The organism is Chryseobacterium camelliae (genome assembly GCF_030818575.1).
GTDB lineage: Bacteria > Bacteroidota > Bacteroidia > Flavobacteriales > Weeksellaceae > Chryseobacterium > Chryseobacterium camelliae_A.
In genome coordinates this window covers 2,961,057-2,974,967 of sequence record NZ_JAUTAL010000001.1, presented here as the reverse complement: position 1 = coordinate 2,974,967, position 13,911 = coordinate 2,961,057, and the positions used below count along the sequence as shown (strand labels likewise).

15 protein-coding genes are annotated in these 13,911 nt (G+C 42.0%); 4 read left to right on the top strand and 11 right to left on the bottom strand.

All coding sequences use genetic code 11. The features are described from left to right. Positions 1 to 59 precede the first annotated feature (59 nt). The 4 genes from QE404_RS13575 to lpxK all read right to left on the bottom strand — a co-directional run bounded on the left by QE404_RS13575 (position 60) and on the right by lpxK (position 3,023). Entirely contained in the window at positions 60 to 515 is a 456-nt protein-coding gene (locus QE404_RS13575; RefSeq protein WP_307451308.1) for a GNAT family N-acetyltransferase, read from the bottom strand. Positions 516 to 592: 77 nt separating this feature from the next. Then, positions 593 to 1,108 carry a TlpA family protein disulfide reductase gene (locus tag QE404_RS13570; protein WP_307451307.1) on the bottom strand — a complete coding sequence of 172 codons (516 nt, stop codon included), beginning with the start codon at positions 1,106 to 1,108 and terminating at the stop codon, positions 593 to 595. A 90-nt stretch (positions 1,109 to 1,198) separates the two neighbouring features. Next, positions 1,199 to 2,014 carry a purine-nucleoside phosphorylase gene (locus QE404_RS13565; RefSeq protein ID WP_307451305.1) on the bottom strand — a complete coding sequence of 272 codons (816 nt, stop codon included), beginning with the start codon at positions 2,012 to 2,014 and terminating at the stop codon, positions 1,199 to 1,201. Then, positions 1,998 to 3,023 (bottom strand): tetraacyldisaccharide 4'-kinase, encoded by a 1,026-nt coding sequence (gene lpxK, locus QE404_RS13560; RefSeq protein WP_307451304.1) that lies wholly within the window; start codon positions 3,021 to 3,023, stop codon positions 1,998 to 2,000. Before lpxK ends, QE404_RS13565 begins: the two co-directional genes overlap by 17 nt. Before the next feature lie 69 nt (positions 3,024 to 3,092). Here lpxK and truA point away from each other — a divergent pair, with 69 nt between their 5' ends. Together truA and QE404_RS13550 are read left to right on the top strand one after the other, a co-directional pair. Further along, entirely contained in the window at positions 3,093 to 3,866 is a 774-nt protein-coding gene (gene truA / locus QE404_RS13555) for a tRNA pseudouridine(38-40) synthase TruA (RefSeq protein ID WP_307451302.1), read from the top strand. A gap of 43 nt (positions 3,867 to 3,909) precedes the next feature. Continuing rightward, positions 3,910 to 4,248: a hypothetical protein gene (locus QE404_RS13550; RefSeq protein WP_307451300.1), complete on the top strand. Its 339-nt coding sequence runs from the start codon at positions 3,910 to 3,912 to the stop codon at positions 4,246 to 4,248. Between the two features lie 131 nt (positions 4,249 to 4,379). Here QE404_RS13550 and QE404_RS13545 read toward each other — a convergent pair whose 3' ends face one another. After that, the gene (locus QE404_RS13545; RefSeq protein WP_307451299.1) at positions 4,380 to 4,958 is read right to left on the bottom strand and encodes a DUF6705 family protein; all 579 of its coding nucleotides are present in this window, start codon (positions 4,956 to 4,958) and stop codon (positions 4,380 to 4,382) included. 380 nt (positions 4,959 to 5,338) lie between these two features. Between QE404_RS13545 and QE404_RS13540 the strand changes: the two genes are divergently transcribed. After that, the gene (locus QE404_RS13540) at positions 5,339 to 7,099 is read left to right on the top strand and encodes an ABC transporter ATP-binding protein (protein WP_307451296.1); all 1,761 of its coding nucleotides are present in this window, start codon (positions 5,339 to 5,341) and stop codon (positions 7,097 to 7,099) included. On the opposite strand, the gene QE404_RS13535 is transcribed toward QE404_RS13540, so the two are convergent. Continuing rightward, the gene (locus QE404_RS13535) at positions 7,094 to 7,441 is read right to left on the bottom strand and encodes an FEKKY domain-containing protein (RefSeq protein WP_307451294.1); all 348 of its coding nucleotides are present in this window, start codon (positions 7,439 to 7,441) and stop codon (positions 7,094 to 7,096) included. The genes QE404_RS13540 and QE404_RS13535 overlap by 6 nt on opposite strands. 256 nt (positions 7,442 to 7,697) lie before the next feature. Here QE404_RS13535 and QE404_RS13530 point away from each other — a divergent pair, with 256 nt between their 5' ends. Beyond that, complete coding sequence (locus tag QE404_RS13530; protein ID WP_307451292.1) at positions 7,698 to 7,910, top strand: hypothetical protein; 213 nt, start codon at positions 7,698 to 7,700, stop codon at positions 7,908 to 7,910. 58 nt (positions 7,911 to 7,968) lie between these two features. Here QE404_RS13530 and QE404_RS13525 read toward each other — a convergent pair whose 3' ends face one another. The 5 genes from QE404_RS13525 to QE404_RS13505 all read right to left on the bottom strand — a co-directional run bounded on the left by QE404_RS13525 (position 7,969) and on the right by QE404_RS13505 (position 13,855). After that, positions 7,969 to 8,718: a DUF3575 domain-containing protein gene (locus QE404_RS13525; RefSeq protein ID WP_307451290.1), complete on the bottom strand. Its 750-nt coding sequence runs from the start codon at positions 8,716 to 8,718 to the stop codon at positions 7,969 to 7,971. 172 nt (positions 8,719 to 8,890) lie between these two features. Continuing rightward, complete coding sequence (locus tag QE404_RS13520; protein ID WP_307451288.1) at positions 8,891 to 9,871, bottom strand: T9SS type A sorting domain-containing protein; 981 nt, start codon at positions 9,869 to 9,871, stop codon at positions 8,891 to 8,893. Positions 9,872 to 10,120: 249 nt separating this feature from the next. Next, positions 10,121 to 10,294, bottom strand: coding sequence for a hypothetical protein (locus QE404_RS13515; RefSeq protein WP_307451286.1), 174 nt, complete (start codon positions 10,292 to 10,294; stop codon positions 10,121 to 10,123). A 199-nt stretch (positions 10,295 to 10,493) separates the two neighbouring features. Beyond that, positions 10,494 to 12,953 carry a glycoside hydrolase family 3 C-terminal domain-containing protein gene (locus tag QE404_RS13510; protein WP_307451284.1) on the bottom strand — a complete coding sequence of 820 codons (2,460 nt, stop codon included), beginning with the start codon at positions 12,951 to 12,953 and terminating at the stop codon, positions 10,494 to 10,496. Between the two features lie 23 nt (positions 12,954 to 12,976). After that, positions 12,977 to 13,855, bottom strand: coding sequence for an alpha/beta hydrolase (locus QE404_RS13505; RefSeq protein WP_307451282.1), 879 nt, complete (start codon positions 13,853 to 13,855; stop codon positions 12,977 to 12,979). Positions 13,856 to 13,911: the final 56 nt, after the last annotated feature.

Here is a 13,911-nt window from a genome sequence, read left to right as displayed (position 1 = left end):
TCATTTATTATTTCATAGGGCGATTGGCAAAGTATTGCCAGGCCTAAAGATGCTTCTTTTTAAGGTTTTAAGCGCATAGTGACCAATAAGGGTTCGAATCCTGCCTTCTCATATGCCTTCAGTGCAGGCTCATTTTGAGCATAGACATCCAGTCGTATTTCTGAGATATTTTTTGATTTTGCCCACGAAATTAAAGCGTCGGTAATCATTTTATTGACATCTTTTCCTCTGTATTCCGGCAGCACATACATAAATCCCAGGTAGGCATATTCCTTGAACTGATTATAATCTTTCTCAGCTTTTTTAATCAGGGCATATCCGGATCCGATCACCTGATCCTGATCTTCCACTACTATTACAGCAGCATCAGGAGACAAAATAAAGCTGCGGAGATCATAATAGTGGATCTTACCTTCTTTCAGGGTGCTGTCAAAAGGCCTTTCTGCAGTAATTATACCCTGTTCAAATTCAAGAAGAGTATCTAAATCCTTTAAGGTAGCTTCTCTGGTGATCATGAGATAATGATTAAAAGTTATCAGTCATAAATATAAGCATAATGATCTATACAATGACGGCCTGGGATATCTGTTCCTTATTTTGACAGTCTGTCAATGGTTGATTGGATTTCTGGATCTTCAGGAGATATTGCATAATATTTGGCAATACCAGATTTTTGATCAATCACCATATATCTTGGAATCCAGTTCAGGTCTACATAATTGTTGAATTCATTTTTCCATCCGGAAGCAAACCAGTAATTGGCCTTATCTTTCATGTTAAATCTTTCCAAGCTTTTATCAAAACCTTCTTTCGACCTTTCAAGTGAGAGGAATACAAAATCAACATTCGGGTTGTTCTTTTCCAGTTCTTCGGCTTTGGGCAGCGCTTTCAGGCAATCTCTGCACCATCCTGCCCAGAAATCGAGTACTACGACTTTGCCTTTATGCTGATCCAGGATCTGCTGAATGGTAATGCTTTTACCCTCTTCGTCTTCGAGTTTCTGCTGTAAAGCCTCTTTTGAAAATCCTGTTTTAAGAACTTTAGGAGCCTGTTGTGAACAGCCCAACCCGAATATACCCATCATTAATAACAGCAACAACTTTTTCATTTGAATAAAATTTTGTACAAATCTAAATAATGAATTGCAATTGAGAAGTCTTCGTGAGAAATTTAAGAGATTGAAAATTTCTATAAATGATCAGCCAAGCTTTTTCAGCAATCCTTTAACAAGAGAAATTACATCCGGCATAGCCTTGTTGGCTGCGTTGAGTACTTCTTCATGTGATACAGCATACGCGATATCCGGCCCTCCAAGATCTGTGATTACGGAAATACAGAATACTTCCATATTCATGTGCCGGGCAACGATAACCTCAGGCACAGTGCTCATTCCTACCATATCGCCTCCGATGGCTTTAATCATCCCGTATTCTGCCGGTGTTTCAAAAGTAGGACCCTGAAGGGCAACATATACCCCTTGGTGCACATGGATGTTGTTTTCACGGGCTACCTCTTCTGCAGTGGCGATCATGCTTCTGCTGTATGGTTCGCTCATATCTACAAACCTGGGACCGAAAGCGTCAATATTCTTACCGCGGAGCGGATGTTCCGGCATCATGTTGATGTGGTCTTTTACAATGGCAATATCACCTATTTGGTAATCCTTATTCACGCCGCCTGAAGCATTGGAAAGGATCAGTTTTTTAATGCCCAATACATGGAAGAGCCTGATTGGGAATACTACTGTTTCCATGGAATGCCCTTCGTAATAATGGAAACGACCGCTCATCATCAGTACTTTTTTGCCTTCCAGCAAACCGTAGATCAGCCTTCCGCTATGTCCGGCCACCGTAGTCTGGGGGAAATCCGGGATGTCCTTGTATTCAAGGATGTAGACTGGCTGTATTTCATCCTGTAATTTTCCCAATCCTGAACCCAGCACAATGGCAAAATCAGGGGTTTCCTGAATGATATTCCTGATGAATTCAGATGTTTTTTTAATTTTTTCTAACATAATCAAGGATCATTTGGTTGAACTCTTCTTTGCGGTCGATAATGACATTGATAGGCCAGTAATATACAATATCCCTGAGATAATCAAAGGTCTTCAGGCGTACATAATCTTTTTCCGTGGTCAGGATCAGCTTGTATTCACCCAGTTTCTTATATTCCGCTATGATTTTTTTGATATCGTCATCAGAAAAATTATGATGGTCCCGGAATTTCAGGTGCTTGACCCGTTGTGAAAATTTTGCTAGATGCTGCAAGAGGGGTTTTGGATTGGCAATGCCGGTAATCAAAAGGATATCGTAATAATTAAGGTTGTTATCCGGGAGCATTTTTTCTTTTCCATACACATTCTCATCATACCCGATCGAAGAAAAGAATACCTTTTGGCTGCGCTCCGGTCTGATCCTGGAGATATAATACTGTTTTGTTTCCTCAGTAAGTTCATCTGGGCATTTGCTGACCATGATGATGTCTGCCCTTCGGACACCTTTCCTGGATTCCCTGAGGTCGCCGGCAGGAAGCAGGTGGTCCCTGAAATACGGATCATTGAAATCTGTCATCAGTATGGTAAAGCCGGGCTTTATTGCCCTGTGCTGGAGGGCATCATCAAGGATAAGCACATCCAGGTCCATTTCTGAAATCACTTTCTTGGCGCCCGGAACACGGTCTTCACAAACGGCAATCACAAAACGGTTTTTAAAGCGTTCAAACAGCTGCATGGCCTCATCGCCTACCGTTTTATAGTTGCTTTCGTAGTTGGTCACGGCATATCCTTTCGACAGCCTTCCATAGCCGCGGGACAGGACCCCTGTTCGGTAATGCTTGGAAAGATACTGCGCAAGGTACATCACCATAGGTGATTTTCCGCTGCCGCCCACAGAGAGATTCCCGACATTAATGATCGGGGTTTTGAATTTCGTAGATTTAAAAAGCCCGAGGTCATACAGGGTGTTCCGGAAGCCGGTTACGACATGATAACCAAGGGAAAAAGGATACAGATACCATCTTTTCATACGCTTACAAAAATAATAATTTTTGGCAGGATTTGCTTCACTATTCCGTGTACTTTTCTGTAATAATTCATGAAATTAAAGTATTTTTGCTCACTTATTCAGATTACATTGAGGTACTTCATAGAATTTTCATACAACGGCAAAAATTATTTCGGTTACCAGATCCAGCCGGATGCCGTTTCCGTGCAGGAGGAGATGGAAAAAGCACTGTCCACAATTTTAAGGGAGGAAATTAAGACCACGGGAGCCGGGCGAACGGATACCGGTGTACATGCCAGAAAGATATTTGCCCATTTTGATACCCAAACAGAAATTGATGCAAACCTTCCGCACCGGCTGAACAGCTTTCTCCCACCCGATATAGCCGTGCACAGAATTTTTCCGGTAAAGGATGATTTCCATGCACGTTTTGATGCTACCTACCGTACCTATGAATATTATATTTCCCTGGAGAAAAATCCTTTTACCCAGGATTCTGCCTGGCAGCACTGGAAAAGGCCGCTGGACATCACTCCCATGAATGAAGCATGCAGAATCCTGTTTGAATATGAGGACTTCACCAGTTTTGCCAAGCTGAAGACGGATAATAAAACCAACATCTGTAAAATCTATAGGGCTGAATGGGAGCAGAGCGGCAGCGAGCTGAAATTTACCATATCAGCCAACCGTTTCCTGCGCAATATGGTACGGGCTATTGTAGGAACGATGGTGGAAATAGGGGCCGGAAAAATACAACCTGACGACCTGCGCAGAATCATTGAAGACAAAAACCGGAATGCCGCTGGAACTTCGGCACCCGGCCATGGCTTGTATCTGGTGGATGTCGGGTATGAATTTGATTGAAATAGAGCAACTAAATCTGTATAAAAAACTAAAAACTAATACTATGATAGGAATATTTATCCTGATTGCCGCTTACCGGTATTATGCAAGCCTTGCTGAACGATTTGGGAAAACAAAATGGCAGTATGGCCTTCTGGCCTTAGGAATTTATCTGGGAACACAGTTGGCTTTCGGATTCTGTTATGGGATGTATAAAGCTATATCTGATCCCGCATCTCTTGATGACAATAACTATATGGCATTTTCGGGAATCAACCTGGTAAGCTGGATCCTTTCTGTTATTGCGGTCTGGGGCTTCTATAAGATCCTGGAAGATCGACTCACAAAAGAAAGCCTGAAGAAGCCTTCGCTGGAGATAGAGGAAATAGGGAAGGGAGAATGATGGGATGCAGGAATGGCTTTGGGGATCTCGCTTGTTTCTACAAATGAATGGTCTTTAATGAGGTGAAATTTACAAACAGAAGGTTGCCCTTCCGGATAATCTTCAAAAGTATCTCATATAATATTTATGTTTTATTGCTTTGTGAAAATCAAATCTTTCGTTTCAGGAAGATAGATCGTGGTATCCGTTCCTGGCGGACAGTCGCTGTTGTCGATTATGGTACTGTCAGGAACGTATTCCCAGGATATCTGTGAGGAATTAATTTTCTTTAAATAAATATCTCCCCAGCCAACGCCACAGTTGGTGCCTCCATAGATAAATGCACTATTATTTAAATTATATACTGGTCGGGTTATCAAGCTATAAATTGTATGTTCATGTTGATCGGATTGAAAATTCATATTCTGTGTATCCTGCAATATTGCTCCTGAGGAATTCTTTATCTGATATCTTATTGAAAGGATATCCTGATAAAATTTTCTATTTCCCAAGTGTATGAACTTCTTAGGCTGTTTAGTTATAAATAAATTGATTTGTCTGCCTTCAAAATCAGCTTTATAATTTCCGACTAATTGGTCAAGCTCATTATTCATATCCTTTATATAGGAATAATTCGGAATCGTTGTAAAGTCTGTATTTAATGGATATACTTGCTGGGCTTTGCAAATAAACGCAGTAAATGTAATCAGAAATATTATTAAACTTTTCATTGTTGTTTTGTGAAAATTAAATCTTTTGTTTCCGGAAGATAGATGGTTGTATCCGTTCCTGGTGGACATTTGCCGTTATCGACTATAATGAAGATGGCATCTTCCTTTCACAGGCTTTTGGAATGGTATTCCTTAGAAGCCGGATCAGATTTTTAATTATTAAATGTAATAATTTTTGTCATATAAAAACATGCTTTCTACTTTTTTTCGAAAAAACGTAGAAATAGTCCCTGATTAAATATAAGCCGACTATAAAAAGATATAGTAAATAACAGTGATCATAAATTTTCATTATGAATTCATCAAGTTGTAAAGCCTGACAATTTTTAAAGTCTTATTTTTGCATAGAATTTTATGTAATTCTTTCTTCAATTCGTACAATGAAAAAACAAGATACCGGAGGAATCATCAGAAGGCTCTTCTTTATCGGAATGAAGTTCCGCTCGTGGTTCATCCTTACCCTAATTATTTCAATCATATTGTCTGTCGTTTCCACTTACCGGCCATACCTCACTATGGAAGTTGTGGACAATGACATTACCAGGCTTAAAGATAAAGGGCTGATGATGCAGCACATCTACATTTTGGTAGGACTGGTGTTTGCGGAAACGATCCTTAACTTTTTCCTGGTGTATTTTTCCAACTTCATTTCGCAGAACGTAATCCGGGATATTCGGGAAAGGCTGTACGCAAAACTGATCTATTTCAGGACTTCCTTTTTTGATAAGACCCCTATCGGACAGCTGGTAACCCGTGCCGTGGGCGATGTTGAAACCATTGCCACAGTGTATACGGACGGATTCCTGATGGTCTTCGGAGATATCCTGAGGATTGTGTTTGTGCTCGTGATGATGTTCAGCACCAACGTGCATCTGAGTTATATTACCCTGGCGATCCTGCCTCTGATGGTAGTTATTACCAGGTTTTTCCAGAAAAGGCTGAAGAAAGCTTTCGGGGATGAAAGGACATGGACGGCTACCCAAAACTCCTTCGTGCAGGAAAGGCTTGCCGGGATGCCGATCATCCAGGTATTCAACAGGCAGGAAGCTGAGTTCAAAAAATTTGATGAGATCAATATAACGCTGAAAGAAGCCTTGTTGAGGACCGTATTTATCTTTTCTCTATTCTTCCCTGTAGTAGAATTGATTTCTTCACTATTTATCGGTTTCATATTGTTTTATGGGGGATATATTACCATCAGTGCCGGGGTGGTGATTGCTTTTATCCAGTATATTTCCATGCTGATCCGCCCGTTACGTCAGATTGCCGACCGTTTCAACAATATCCAGCGCGGTATTGTAGGAGCTGAGCGGGTACTTGGACTAATGGACGAAGACAACTCGATGCCCAATAACGGGACGGTGGCTAAAGATCATTTTGACGGTAAAATAGAGTTCAGCAATGTACATTTTGCTTATGACGAAAAACAGGAAGTGCTGAAAGGGATAGACTTCAAAGTAAATCCTGGTGAAACCGTAGCGATCGTAGGGGCTACCGGTGCCGGTAAATCTACGATCATTAGCTTGATTACCAGGTTGTATGATATCAATTCGGGAAATATTCTCATTGATGATATTGATCTAAAGGATTATGAACTGTATAATCTCCGGAGCCATATCGGAGTGGTTCTGCAGGATGTTTTCCTGTTCCATGGAAGTATTTTTGAAAATCTTGCCTTCGGTGACGATACCATTACGCTTGAAAAAATCAAAGCAGGAGCCAGACAGATCGAAGTAGACCAGTTCATCGAACAGCTTCCCGGAGGTTACGATTATGTCGTGAGCGAAAGAGGGTCTTCCATCTCACTAGGCCAGCGACAGTTATTGTCATTCCTAAGAGCTTATCTTTCTGATCCTAAAATCCTTATTCTGGATGAGGCAACTTCCTCTATTGACCATGAGAGTGAAAAGCTTATTCAGCGTGCTACAGAAAAACTGACTAAAGGCAGGACGTCCATTATCATTGCGCACAGACTTTCCACCATTGAGAAAGCAGATAAGATCATTGTTATGGAGCACGGTAAAATTGTAGAGGAGGGTAAGCATCTGGAGCTCCTGGATAAAAACGGGTATTATGCCACTTTATACAAAGCCCAGCTCAGGCATGAAATAGAGGTGGAAGCAGAGCAGGACAAATTATAGTCCGTACGGGATAATCTCCAGGTCTTTTTTCCAGCTTTCACCGTACTTTTTTGTCAGGAATGCTGCAATTGCCCTATTATTTTCCTTTGCCTGTTGTGAACGCAATGGGCCAATGACGCAGTTTTCATAGACTACATCCACCTTATACTTTTCCCTGAACTGATCATGGGAATGTGACATGATGCCGAACTGAATGAAGTGAGGCATATTCTGCTGACGGGATGTGTTTTCAATAGCATGTCTTTTTTTATCTTTTATGATGATCTTCGTGTCATTCTGCTGGGCAGAAATAACGCCGGAAATCAATAATAAAATCAGTACTGCTGTCCGCTTTGTTTTCATAGCATATATTTATTTCTATGATGGATAATCGATGCTCAGGTTAAATCTTATGACAGTGAAAAATGCGGTTGCCCATCTATAGCCGATTGAACATTTTTAACCTTTAGGTAATTCAGAATGATCGGATACCGTTTTTAAAATGTTTTTGCTCTATGTACGGTTGATTATATTATTGATAATCAAAAAATCACTACATTTATTTAATATTTGTGATTTTCTTATTTATAAAGCAATAAACCTAACTAAAACCACATCGATGAATAACATACATGACGAGTTTCAGGATTTTAAAGACGAACTGAAAAAACTGAATATTGAAGTACAGAAAATAACAAAAGTGGGCAACGGAAGCATGGATTTTTATGAGGTTTTCTATAAGTCCCCGCGCTATAAAGAAGTAAAAAGCGTATATGTACAGCGCCATAGAATAGACAATATCCTGGAAAAATTCAGGCTGGCTTACCGGTAACATCGTTTCGGCGCAGGGAACCTGCGCCGAAACTCATTTATATCCTATTGACTGAATTCTAAAACCTATAACCCAGTGAAAGCCCGCTCCTGAACCCGATCCATGGACCATCTACAATAACTCTTGCTCCGCGTTCATTTGTTTCTACAGAGTAGTTGACATAAGGAATATCCAGGTCTTCAATCTCGCGTTTAAGCTGCGCCTGCATTTCAGGAGTGAGGATATAATCGCTGGTCATCGTAAAATCCCCCTTTCCTGCACCGTAATGGGCGCCTGCTATCCACAGATCCAGGACCAGATTTTGCCTCCTGGTCAGCAGGAATTGTACGCCGACCATTACTCCGCCGCTGTTTCCGTTTACACTTCCGAATCCTTTAAGCGGTATCCGGTAAGAAATGCCGTTTGGCCCGTTATAGTCGTAATAAAAATCAAATGTATTGGAGGTTACTTTTGAATACCGGTAATAAGGAGCTGCATAAAAACCTTTGCCGTAGCCGTGGCCGAGATAAAAACGCGGTTCTATGGTGAAATTGAATGCCTTTATGTCAAGGTTCTGGAACCTTTTCTCATCCTCATCATTCAGGAAAGAATTGATGAAGGGTACTTTTCCTTCAGGTACCGCCCCGAATCCCATATTGACGGAAAACCATCGTGTAAATGCCCTTTCATAGGTCAGATTGATGTTCCGGAAGACATAACCTGTTACATTCGTTTTAATGATATTCATCTTTTCTGAAGCATCCGTGCCGGTTTCCTGTGCCGAGACTGTTGAGAAAAGAAAGGGTAAAAAAAGCAGATATTTTTTCATGATTCTGGATTTAATAATTTAAGATATTTACCTGAATACAAAAAGTGGGCAATATTATTAATTTTTAACACAACAAGTGTAATATTTACATTAAAAAATAATGAATTTTTATTTAAAAAATAAAAAATCCGTCCAGAAATCTGAACGGATGTTGTTGTTGTTGTAAGCAGACTTATTTTTTGATCAGCTTATGTGCCTCTTTAGTTTCCTTTCCTGTAAATTCAATAAAATAAGTGGCAGAAGGAAGTTCTGAAACATCAATTGTACCGGAATTCAACGCAGATGTTTTTAGGATTTTCCCGTCAAGGCTGTAAATACGCGCTGAGGAAAATGCTGCTGTATTGCCTCTGATCTGAACAGCATCTTGAGCAGGATTAGGGTATATGCTTAAACGCTCCTTATTGAAATGCTGGTCCAGAACGGCCAGGAATGTTTCATTTAAAGCCTGCGCTGTGTTGGTCGTCTGGTTGATGTTCAGTAATGATATATTGATATTGGCAGTAGTAGAGCTCAGCAACGGAAACTTGTGGGTGGCGTCATAATACATATAAGAAGTATTGGAAACCGTACCCAAAGGAAAGCCGCTGCTGGTAAGGTTGAAATTCTGTACTGATTTTATTCTCAGCACGTTAGTATAAGTTTTATTCCCGATAATAAGCGTTCCTGAAGCATCAGCCGAAATATTAATGGTTCCGCTGAAATTTCCGGATGCACCTGACGCAGTGAAGGTTCCCTGTGCAGTATCCGTTTCAGCATAACCATAAGCCGCAGGATAGGAGATATAGGTTCCGTTATTGGCCGAAAAGTTCAGGGTAGCGTCGGGAGTCACCAAAGCGGTGATTTCAAGTTTAGAAGCCGATGCTTTAAAATAGGCGGTTGTGGTCCCGTTGACCATTTTAATGGTCGTTCCAGGATAACTGCTTATTTCAGAAGCGGTAGGTGCAGAATAGGTAGAAGGAGAGGCAGAACCGGCAGTAAGACTGCCGTTGGAAAAGGTCGCATTGCTTCCTGTAGCGGAATTATTCACGGTTCCGTTAACATTCACATTGTTCACGACATCTCCGGTAACGGGATCATTGAATGCTTTGGTAATGGTGGTTTGGGCTGTGCATAATCCGCAGGCAGCCAATACAGTAAGTAGAGTTTTTTTCATATCTGAAATTTTTGTTAAAGATAATTAAAAAGCAATTCCGCTGATGAATTATTTCATTCTTTTGATGCAGAAATGGTATTTCATTCAGTTCATATAGGGATAAAAGCGGATGGTTTTTCATGAAGGAATACATCATGAACGAGATCATTCAGAGGATGGTAATCTTTTATAAGCACTTTTGGATGCCCTGCTGGTTCCAAAAGGACAGACAAATATGCGTTCGAAAGCCGGATTGCAGCACTCATGATTTTACCTTTCCCACTGAACGGTTCTACAGGCCAGTATCCCCGTGCTTGCAGGAGGACCTATAAAAAGAGAATCTTTTTCATATTCCGGGGCATACAATTCAATTGTGAACTGGTTATTCTGAGCAAAAATTCCATGGCTGAGCATGATGATAAAAAGAAGGATTGTGTTTTTCACTGATTTGTTATATACAGTAACAAATGTAACCAATATACCAATAGGCAGCTCTGGTTTTTATTCTATCCTTGAAAAACAATTGTTGGTAGGGTCATATCCCTGAAAAATCCCGCCCTGAAATCAGGACGGGATCAGACTACATAAAAAAGATAACCATATATATGTAGAGAATATTTGGTGTGCGTCAGTTCCGGAAAAATTATGGCTTCAGCTCGTTAAACGGCTGGTCTTCCGGAAGTACATGCTGTACTTTTTCAACTGTGATTTCCTTAGGAAGCTGTAAATCTGCAGATTGCCTGATATCCAGGGATGAGGACCCCACTGATACAGTATATTTTCCTGCTTCCGCAATCCATGCACTTCTTGCTGTAACATATGAAGCGAGGTCTTTCGGGGAAAGCGTCATAGTAACGGTTTCGGTTTCTCCGGGTTTCAGCAGCTTTGTTTTGGCATAAGCTTTTAATTCAGCTTTCGGTTTATCGGTCAGTTGATGCGGAGCCGATAAATAGAGCTGTACCACTTCCTTTCCATCTGTTTTTCCCGTGTTTTTCACATCGATGCTTATGGTAAAAGAAGAATTGGATGTTGGTGAACTGATTTTGATGTTTCGGTAGGTAAAATCGGTATAAGATTTTCCATATCCGAATTCATAGGATGGCTTTACATTAAATGTGTTAAAATAACGGTACCCGACATAGATGCCTTCTTCATAGGTAACCTCTTTAGGATTGTCCGCAGGAATGCCCGGGAAATTCTTTGCTGAAGGCGTATCTGTATAGTTTACCGGGAATGTCATCGTCAGTTTTCCGGATGGATTAACTTTTCCGGAAAGCACATCAGCTACCGAATGTCCGCCTTCCTGTCCCGGCTGCCATGCCAGGAGGATGGCATCGGCTTTTTCTTTCCAGGAAGCTGTTTCAATAACACCGCCGATATTCAGGATTACCACCACTTTTTTCCCTTTGCTATGGAATGCTTTAGAGATTTTATCCAGCATGTCAAGCTCATCTGAAGCCAGGTTGAAGTCGTTGTCTATTTTCCGGTCACCACCTTCACCCGAATTTCTACCCAGGGTTACGAAAGCTATTTCTGATGTCTCGGCTTTTTTAGCGATAAAGGCATCATCCATTTTCATTTCGGGAAGCCTTTCCGGCAGGGCCAGTATTCCTTTGGCCTTCCTTCTGTCTTTTTCAGCGGCCACTTCCTTATCAGCATATGGTATGTACAGGTCAGCCAGTTCCTTATCCAGCCTGTATCCGGCTGATCTAAGCCCTTCCAGCAGGGAAACCGTATGCTTGTTGTTGACGCTTCCGCTTCCGGTTCCTCCCGTAATCCATGCATAAGAAGTTACCCCGAACAAGGACACTTCTTTCTGTTTATTGCTGAAAGGAAGCGTGTTATTTTCATTTTTAAGCAGAACCATGCCTTCGGATGCTGCATTTCTTGTCACCTCAGCATGCTTGTTGAGCTCAGGTTGGTTGCTGTATTGGTAACCGGCAAAAGTAGGCGTACGGAATATATACTCCAGGATTCTTTTTACATTGAGGTTTGCTGTTTCCTGGGATACTTTTCCGGAATCAAGGGCAGCCAGCAGCACCTTTTTCTGAGCCGGAATCCCGGGCATCAGCAGGTCATTGCCCGCATTCATCTGTGCGATGACATCGGAAATTCTGCCGCTCCGGATAGACTCAAAGCCCGGGAATCCCCCGAACCAGTCTGTCATCACAATGCCTTTGAACCCCCATTCTTTCCTCAATACCTGGGTAAGCAGATCTTTGCTGGCTGATGTATAAACCCCGTTTACTTTATTGTAGGAGGACATTACCGTCCATGGTTGTGATTCTTTCACGGTAATTTCAAACCCTTTCAGGTAAAGCTCACGCATTGCACGCTCAGAAACATGTACATTAATCGTCAGGCGGTTGGTTTCTTCATTATTGGCGGCAAAATGCTTGATGGACGTCCCTACGCCCTGGGACTGGATACCATTAACGATAGCGGCCGCTGTCTTCCCTGAAATCAGGGGGTCTTCTGAATAATACTCAAAGTTTCGTCCGTTGAGCGGATTTCTGTGAATGTTGAGGGCGGGAGCCAAAAGCACGTCTACTCCGTATTCTTTCACTTCATTACCCATAGCTTTTCCGACCTGCTCCAGTAAAGACTTGTTCCACGTGGAAGCTAAGGCCGTGCCTACAGGAAATGCAGTTGCGTAATAGGTTTTTGAATCGTTTTTCCGGGTGGGCGATATTCTGAGGCCGGCAGGTCCGTCCGCTACTACTGTCGGAGGAATTCCAAACCGGTCCAGGGAAGCGGTTCCACCGGCTGCGCCGGGAACCGCCCCCTGTTTAGAGTCGCCTACAGGTCCGGTAAGCACTTCGATGCCGGGCATGCCCGTCCCGATCAGGAGATCTGCTTTTTCAGCATTGGTCATCTGCCGGATGATCGCATCTATTCTCTGGTCTGTTGTAAGCCTCGTATCTTCCCACGCGTCAAGCTTTCCGTTTCTGTTGAAATCTTTAAAGCTCTTTCCGTCGGCTTTTACTACAGGATATGTGTCCTGTCCTTTTGCGTAAGGTGAAGAAACCACCAGGGCAAGGAATAATCCGGAATATTTTACTTTCCGGGAAACACCGTTCAGCGTAAATGTGTTCTTGTTCATAGGTGCTATTTTGTAATTGGATGTTATAAATACTTGTGGAAGGCTAGCCATTCCATATAAATGTCAGACCAATGGTCTACAGGCAGATTCTGCTTTCCCATGCCAAATCCGTGGCCGCCTTTCTCATAGATATGGAGTTCGGCAGGCTGTCCGGCTTCGGTCCATTTGTTATACAAAAGGATGGATTTAGGAGCCAGCTTTAACTGGTCATCACTGGCAGCACAGATAAACAAAGGAATGGGAGGTTTAGGTATTTCAGCCTTGAGTAAGTCTTCTGAAGGACCTCCGTATATAGATGCTGCGAAGTTCGGGATTGTAGAGGCGTCACTGCTGTGAAGCACGCTTTCCAAAATAACGGTTGAGCCGGCAGAAAATCCGATGACACCTAAACGGTCTGCTTTGATATTCATTTCTTTAGCATGCGTTCTTAGGTAAGAAATCGCAGTCCTGATATCTTCTCCGGCCATCATTTTAATGGGCGCGGTACGCTCATCAAATGAAGTTCTGCTTTTAAGGTTCTCCATCATTTCGCGGGCAGGGTCATTGGACTTGGTCTCCAACAGCCTGTATTTCAGAACAACGGCAGTAATACCTTTTGCGGAAAGCTTCTTAGCCAGATCAATTCCTTCACGGTTAATGGAAAGGCTCTGAAACCCGCCTCCGGGAGCAATAACAATGACGGTTCCGTTAGCTTTGGCCTTATCTGCTTCAAAAACCAGCATGGATGGCTGTGCGACGTTATAAACGACTTCTGTTTTGAAGAGGTCCGAATACTGCTGGGCTTCTTTTTGGGTCCAGCTTTCGGTGCCGGGTGCCTTGCCCTGGTAAAGTGGTATGGTCTTCTGGGCATCAATGCTGCCCGCTGCCATTAAGAATAGTCCTGCTATGATTAATTTTTTCATGTGATTAATGTATTAATAATACTGGTTTCAATATTTAAATTGCTAACGGATGATAT

Coding starts and splice junctions, on each gene's coding strand:
- QE404_RS13510 (WP_307451284.1), bottom strand. CDS start 12,953: ATGAACAAGAACACATTTACGCTGAACGGTGTTTCCCGGAAAGTAAAA.
- QE404_RS13575 (WP_307451308.1), bottom strand. CDS start 515: ATGATCACCAGAGAAGCTACCTTAAAGGATTTAGATACTCTTCTTGAA.
- QE404_RS13520 (WP_307451288.1), bottom strand. CDS start 9,871: ATGAAAAAAACTCTACTTACTGTATTGGCTGCCTGCGGATTATGCACA.
- QE404_RS13530 (WP_307451292.1), top strand. CDS start 7,698: ATGAATAACATACATGACGAGTTTCAGGATTTTAAAGACGAACTGAAA.
- QE404_RS13505 (WP_307451282.1), bottom strand. CDS start 13,855: ATGAAAAAATTAATCATAGCAGGACTATTCTTAATGGCAGCGGGCAGC.
- truA (WP_307451302.1), top strand. CDS start 3,093: ATGAAATTAAAGTATTTTTGCTCACTTATTCAGATTACATTGAGGTAC.
- QE404_RS13525 (WP_307451290.1), bottom strand. CDS start 8,718: ATGAAAAAATATCTGCTTTTTTTACCCTTTCTTTTCTCAACAGTCTCG.
- lpxK (WP_307451304.1), bottom strand. CDS start 3,023: ATGAAAAGATGGTATCTGTATCCTTTTTCCCTTGGTTATCATGTCGTA.
- QE404_RS13540 (WP_307451296.1), top strand. CDS start 5,339: ATGAAAAAACAAGATACCGGAGGAATCATCAGAAGGCTCTTCTTTATC.
- QE404_RS13565 (WP_307451305.1), bottom strand. CDS start 2,014: ATGTTAGAAAAAATTAAAAAAACATCTGAATTCATCAGGAATATCATT.
- QE404_RS13535 (WP_307451294.1), bottom strand. CDS start 7,441: ATGAAAACAAAGCGGACAGCAGTACTGATTTTATTATTGATTTCCGGC.
- QE404_RS13570 (WP_307451307.1), bottom strand. CDS start 1,108: ATGAAAAAGTTGTTGCTGTTATTAATGATGGGTATATTCGGGTTGGGC.
- QE404_RS13545 (WP_307451299.1), bottom strand. CDS start 4,958: ATGAAAAGTTTAATAATATTTCTGATTACATTTACTGCGTTTATTTGC.
- QE404_RS13550 (WP_307451300.1), top strand. CDS start 3,910: ATGATAGGAATATTTATCCTGATTGCCGCTTACCGGTATTATGCAAGC.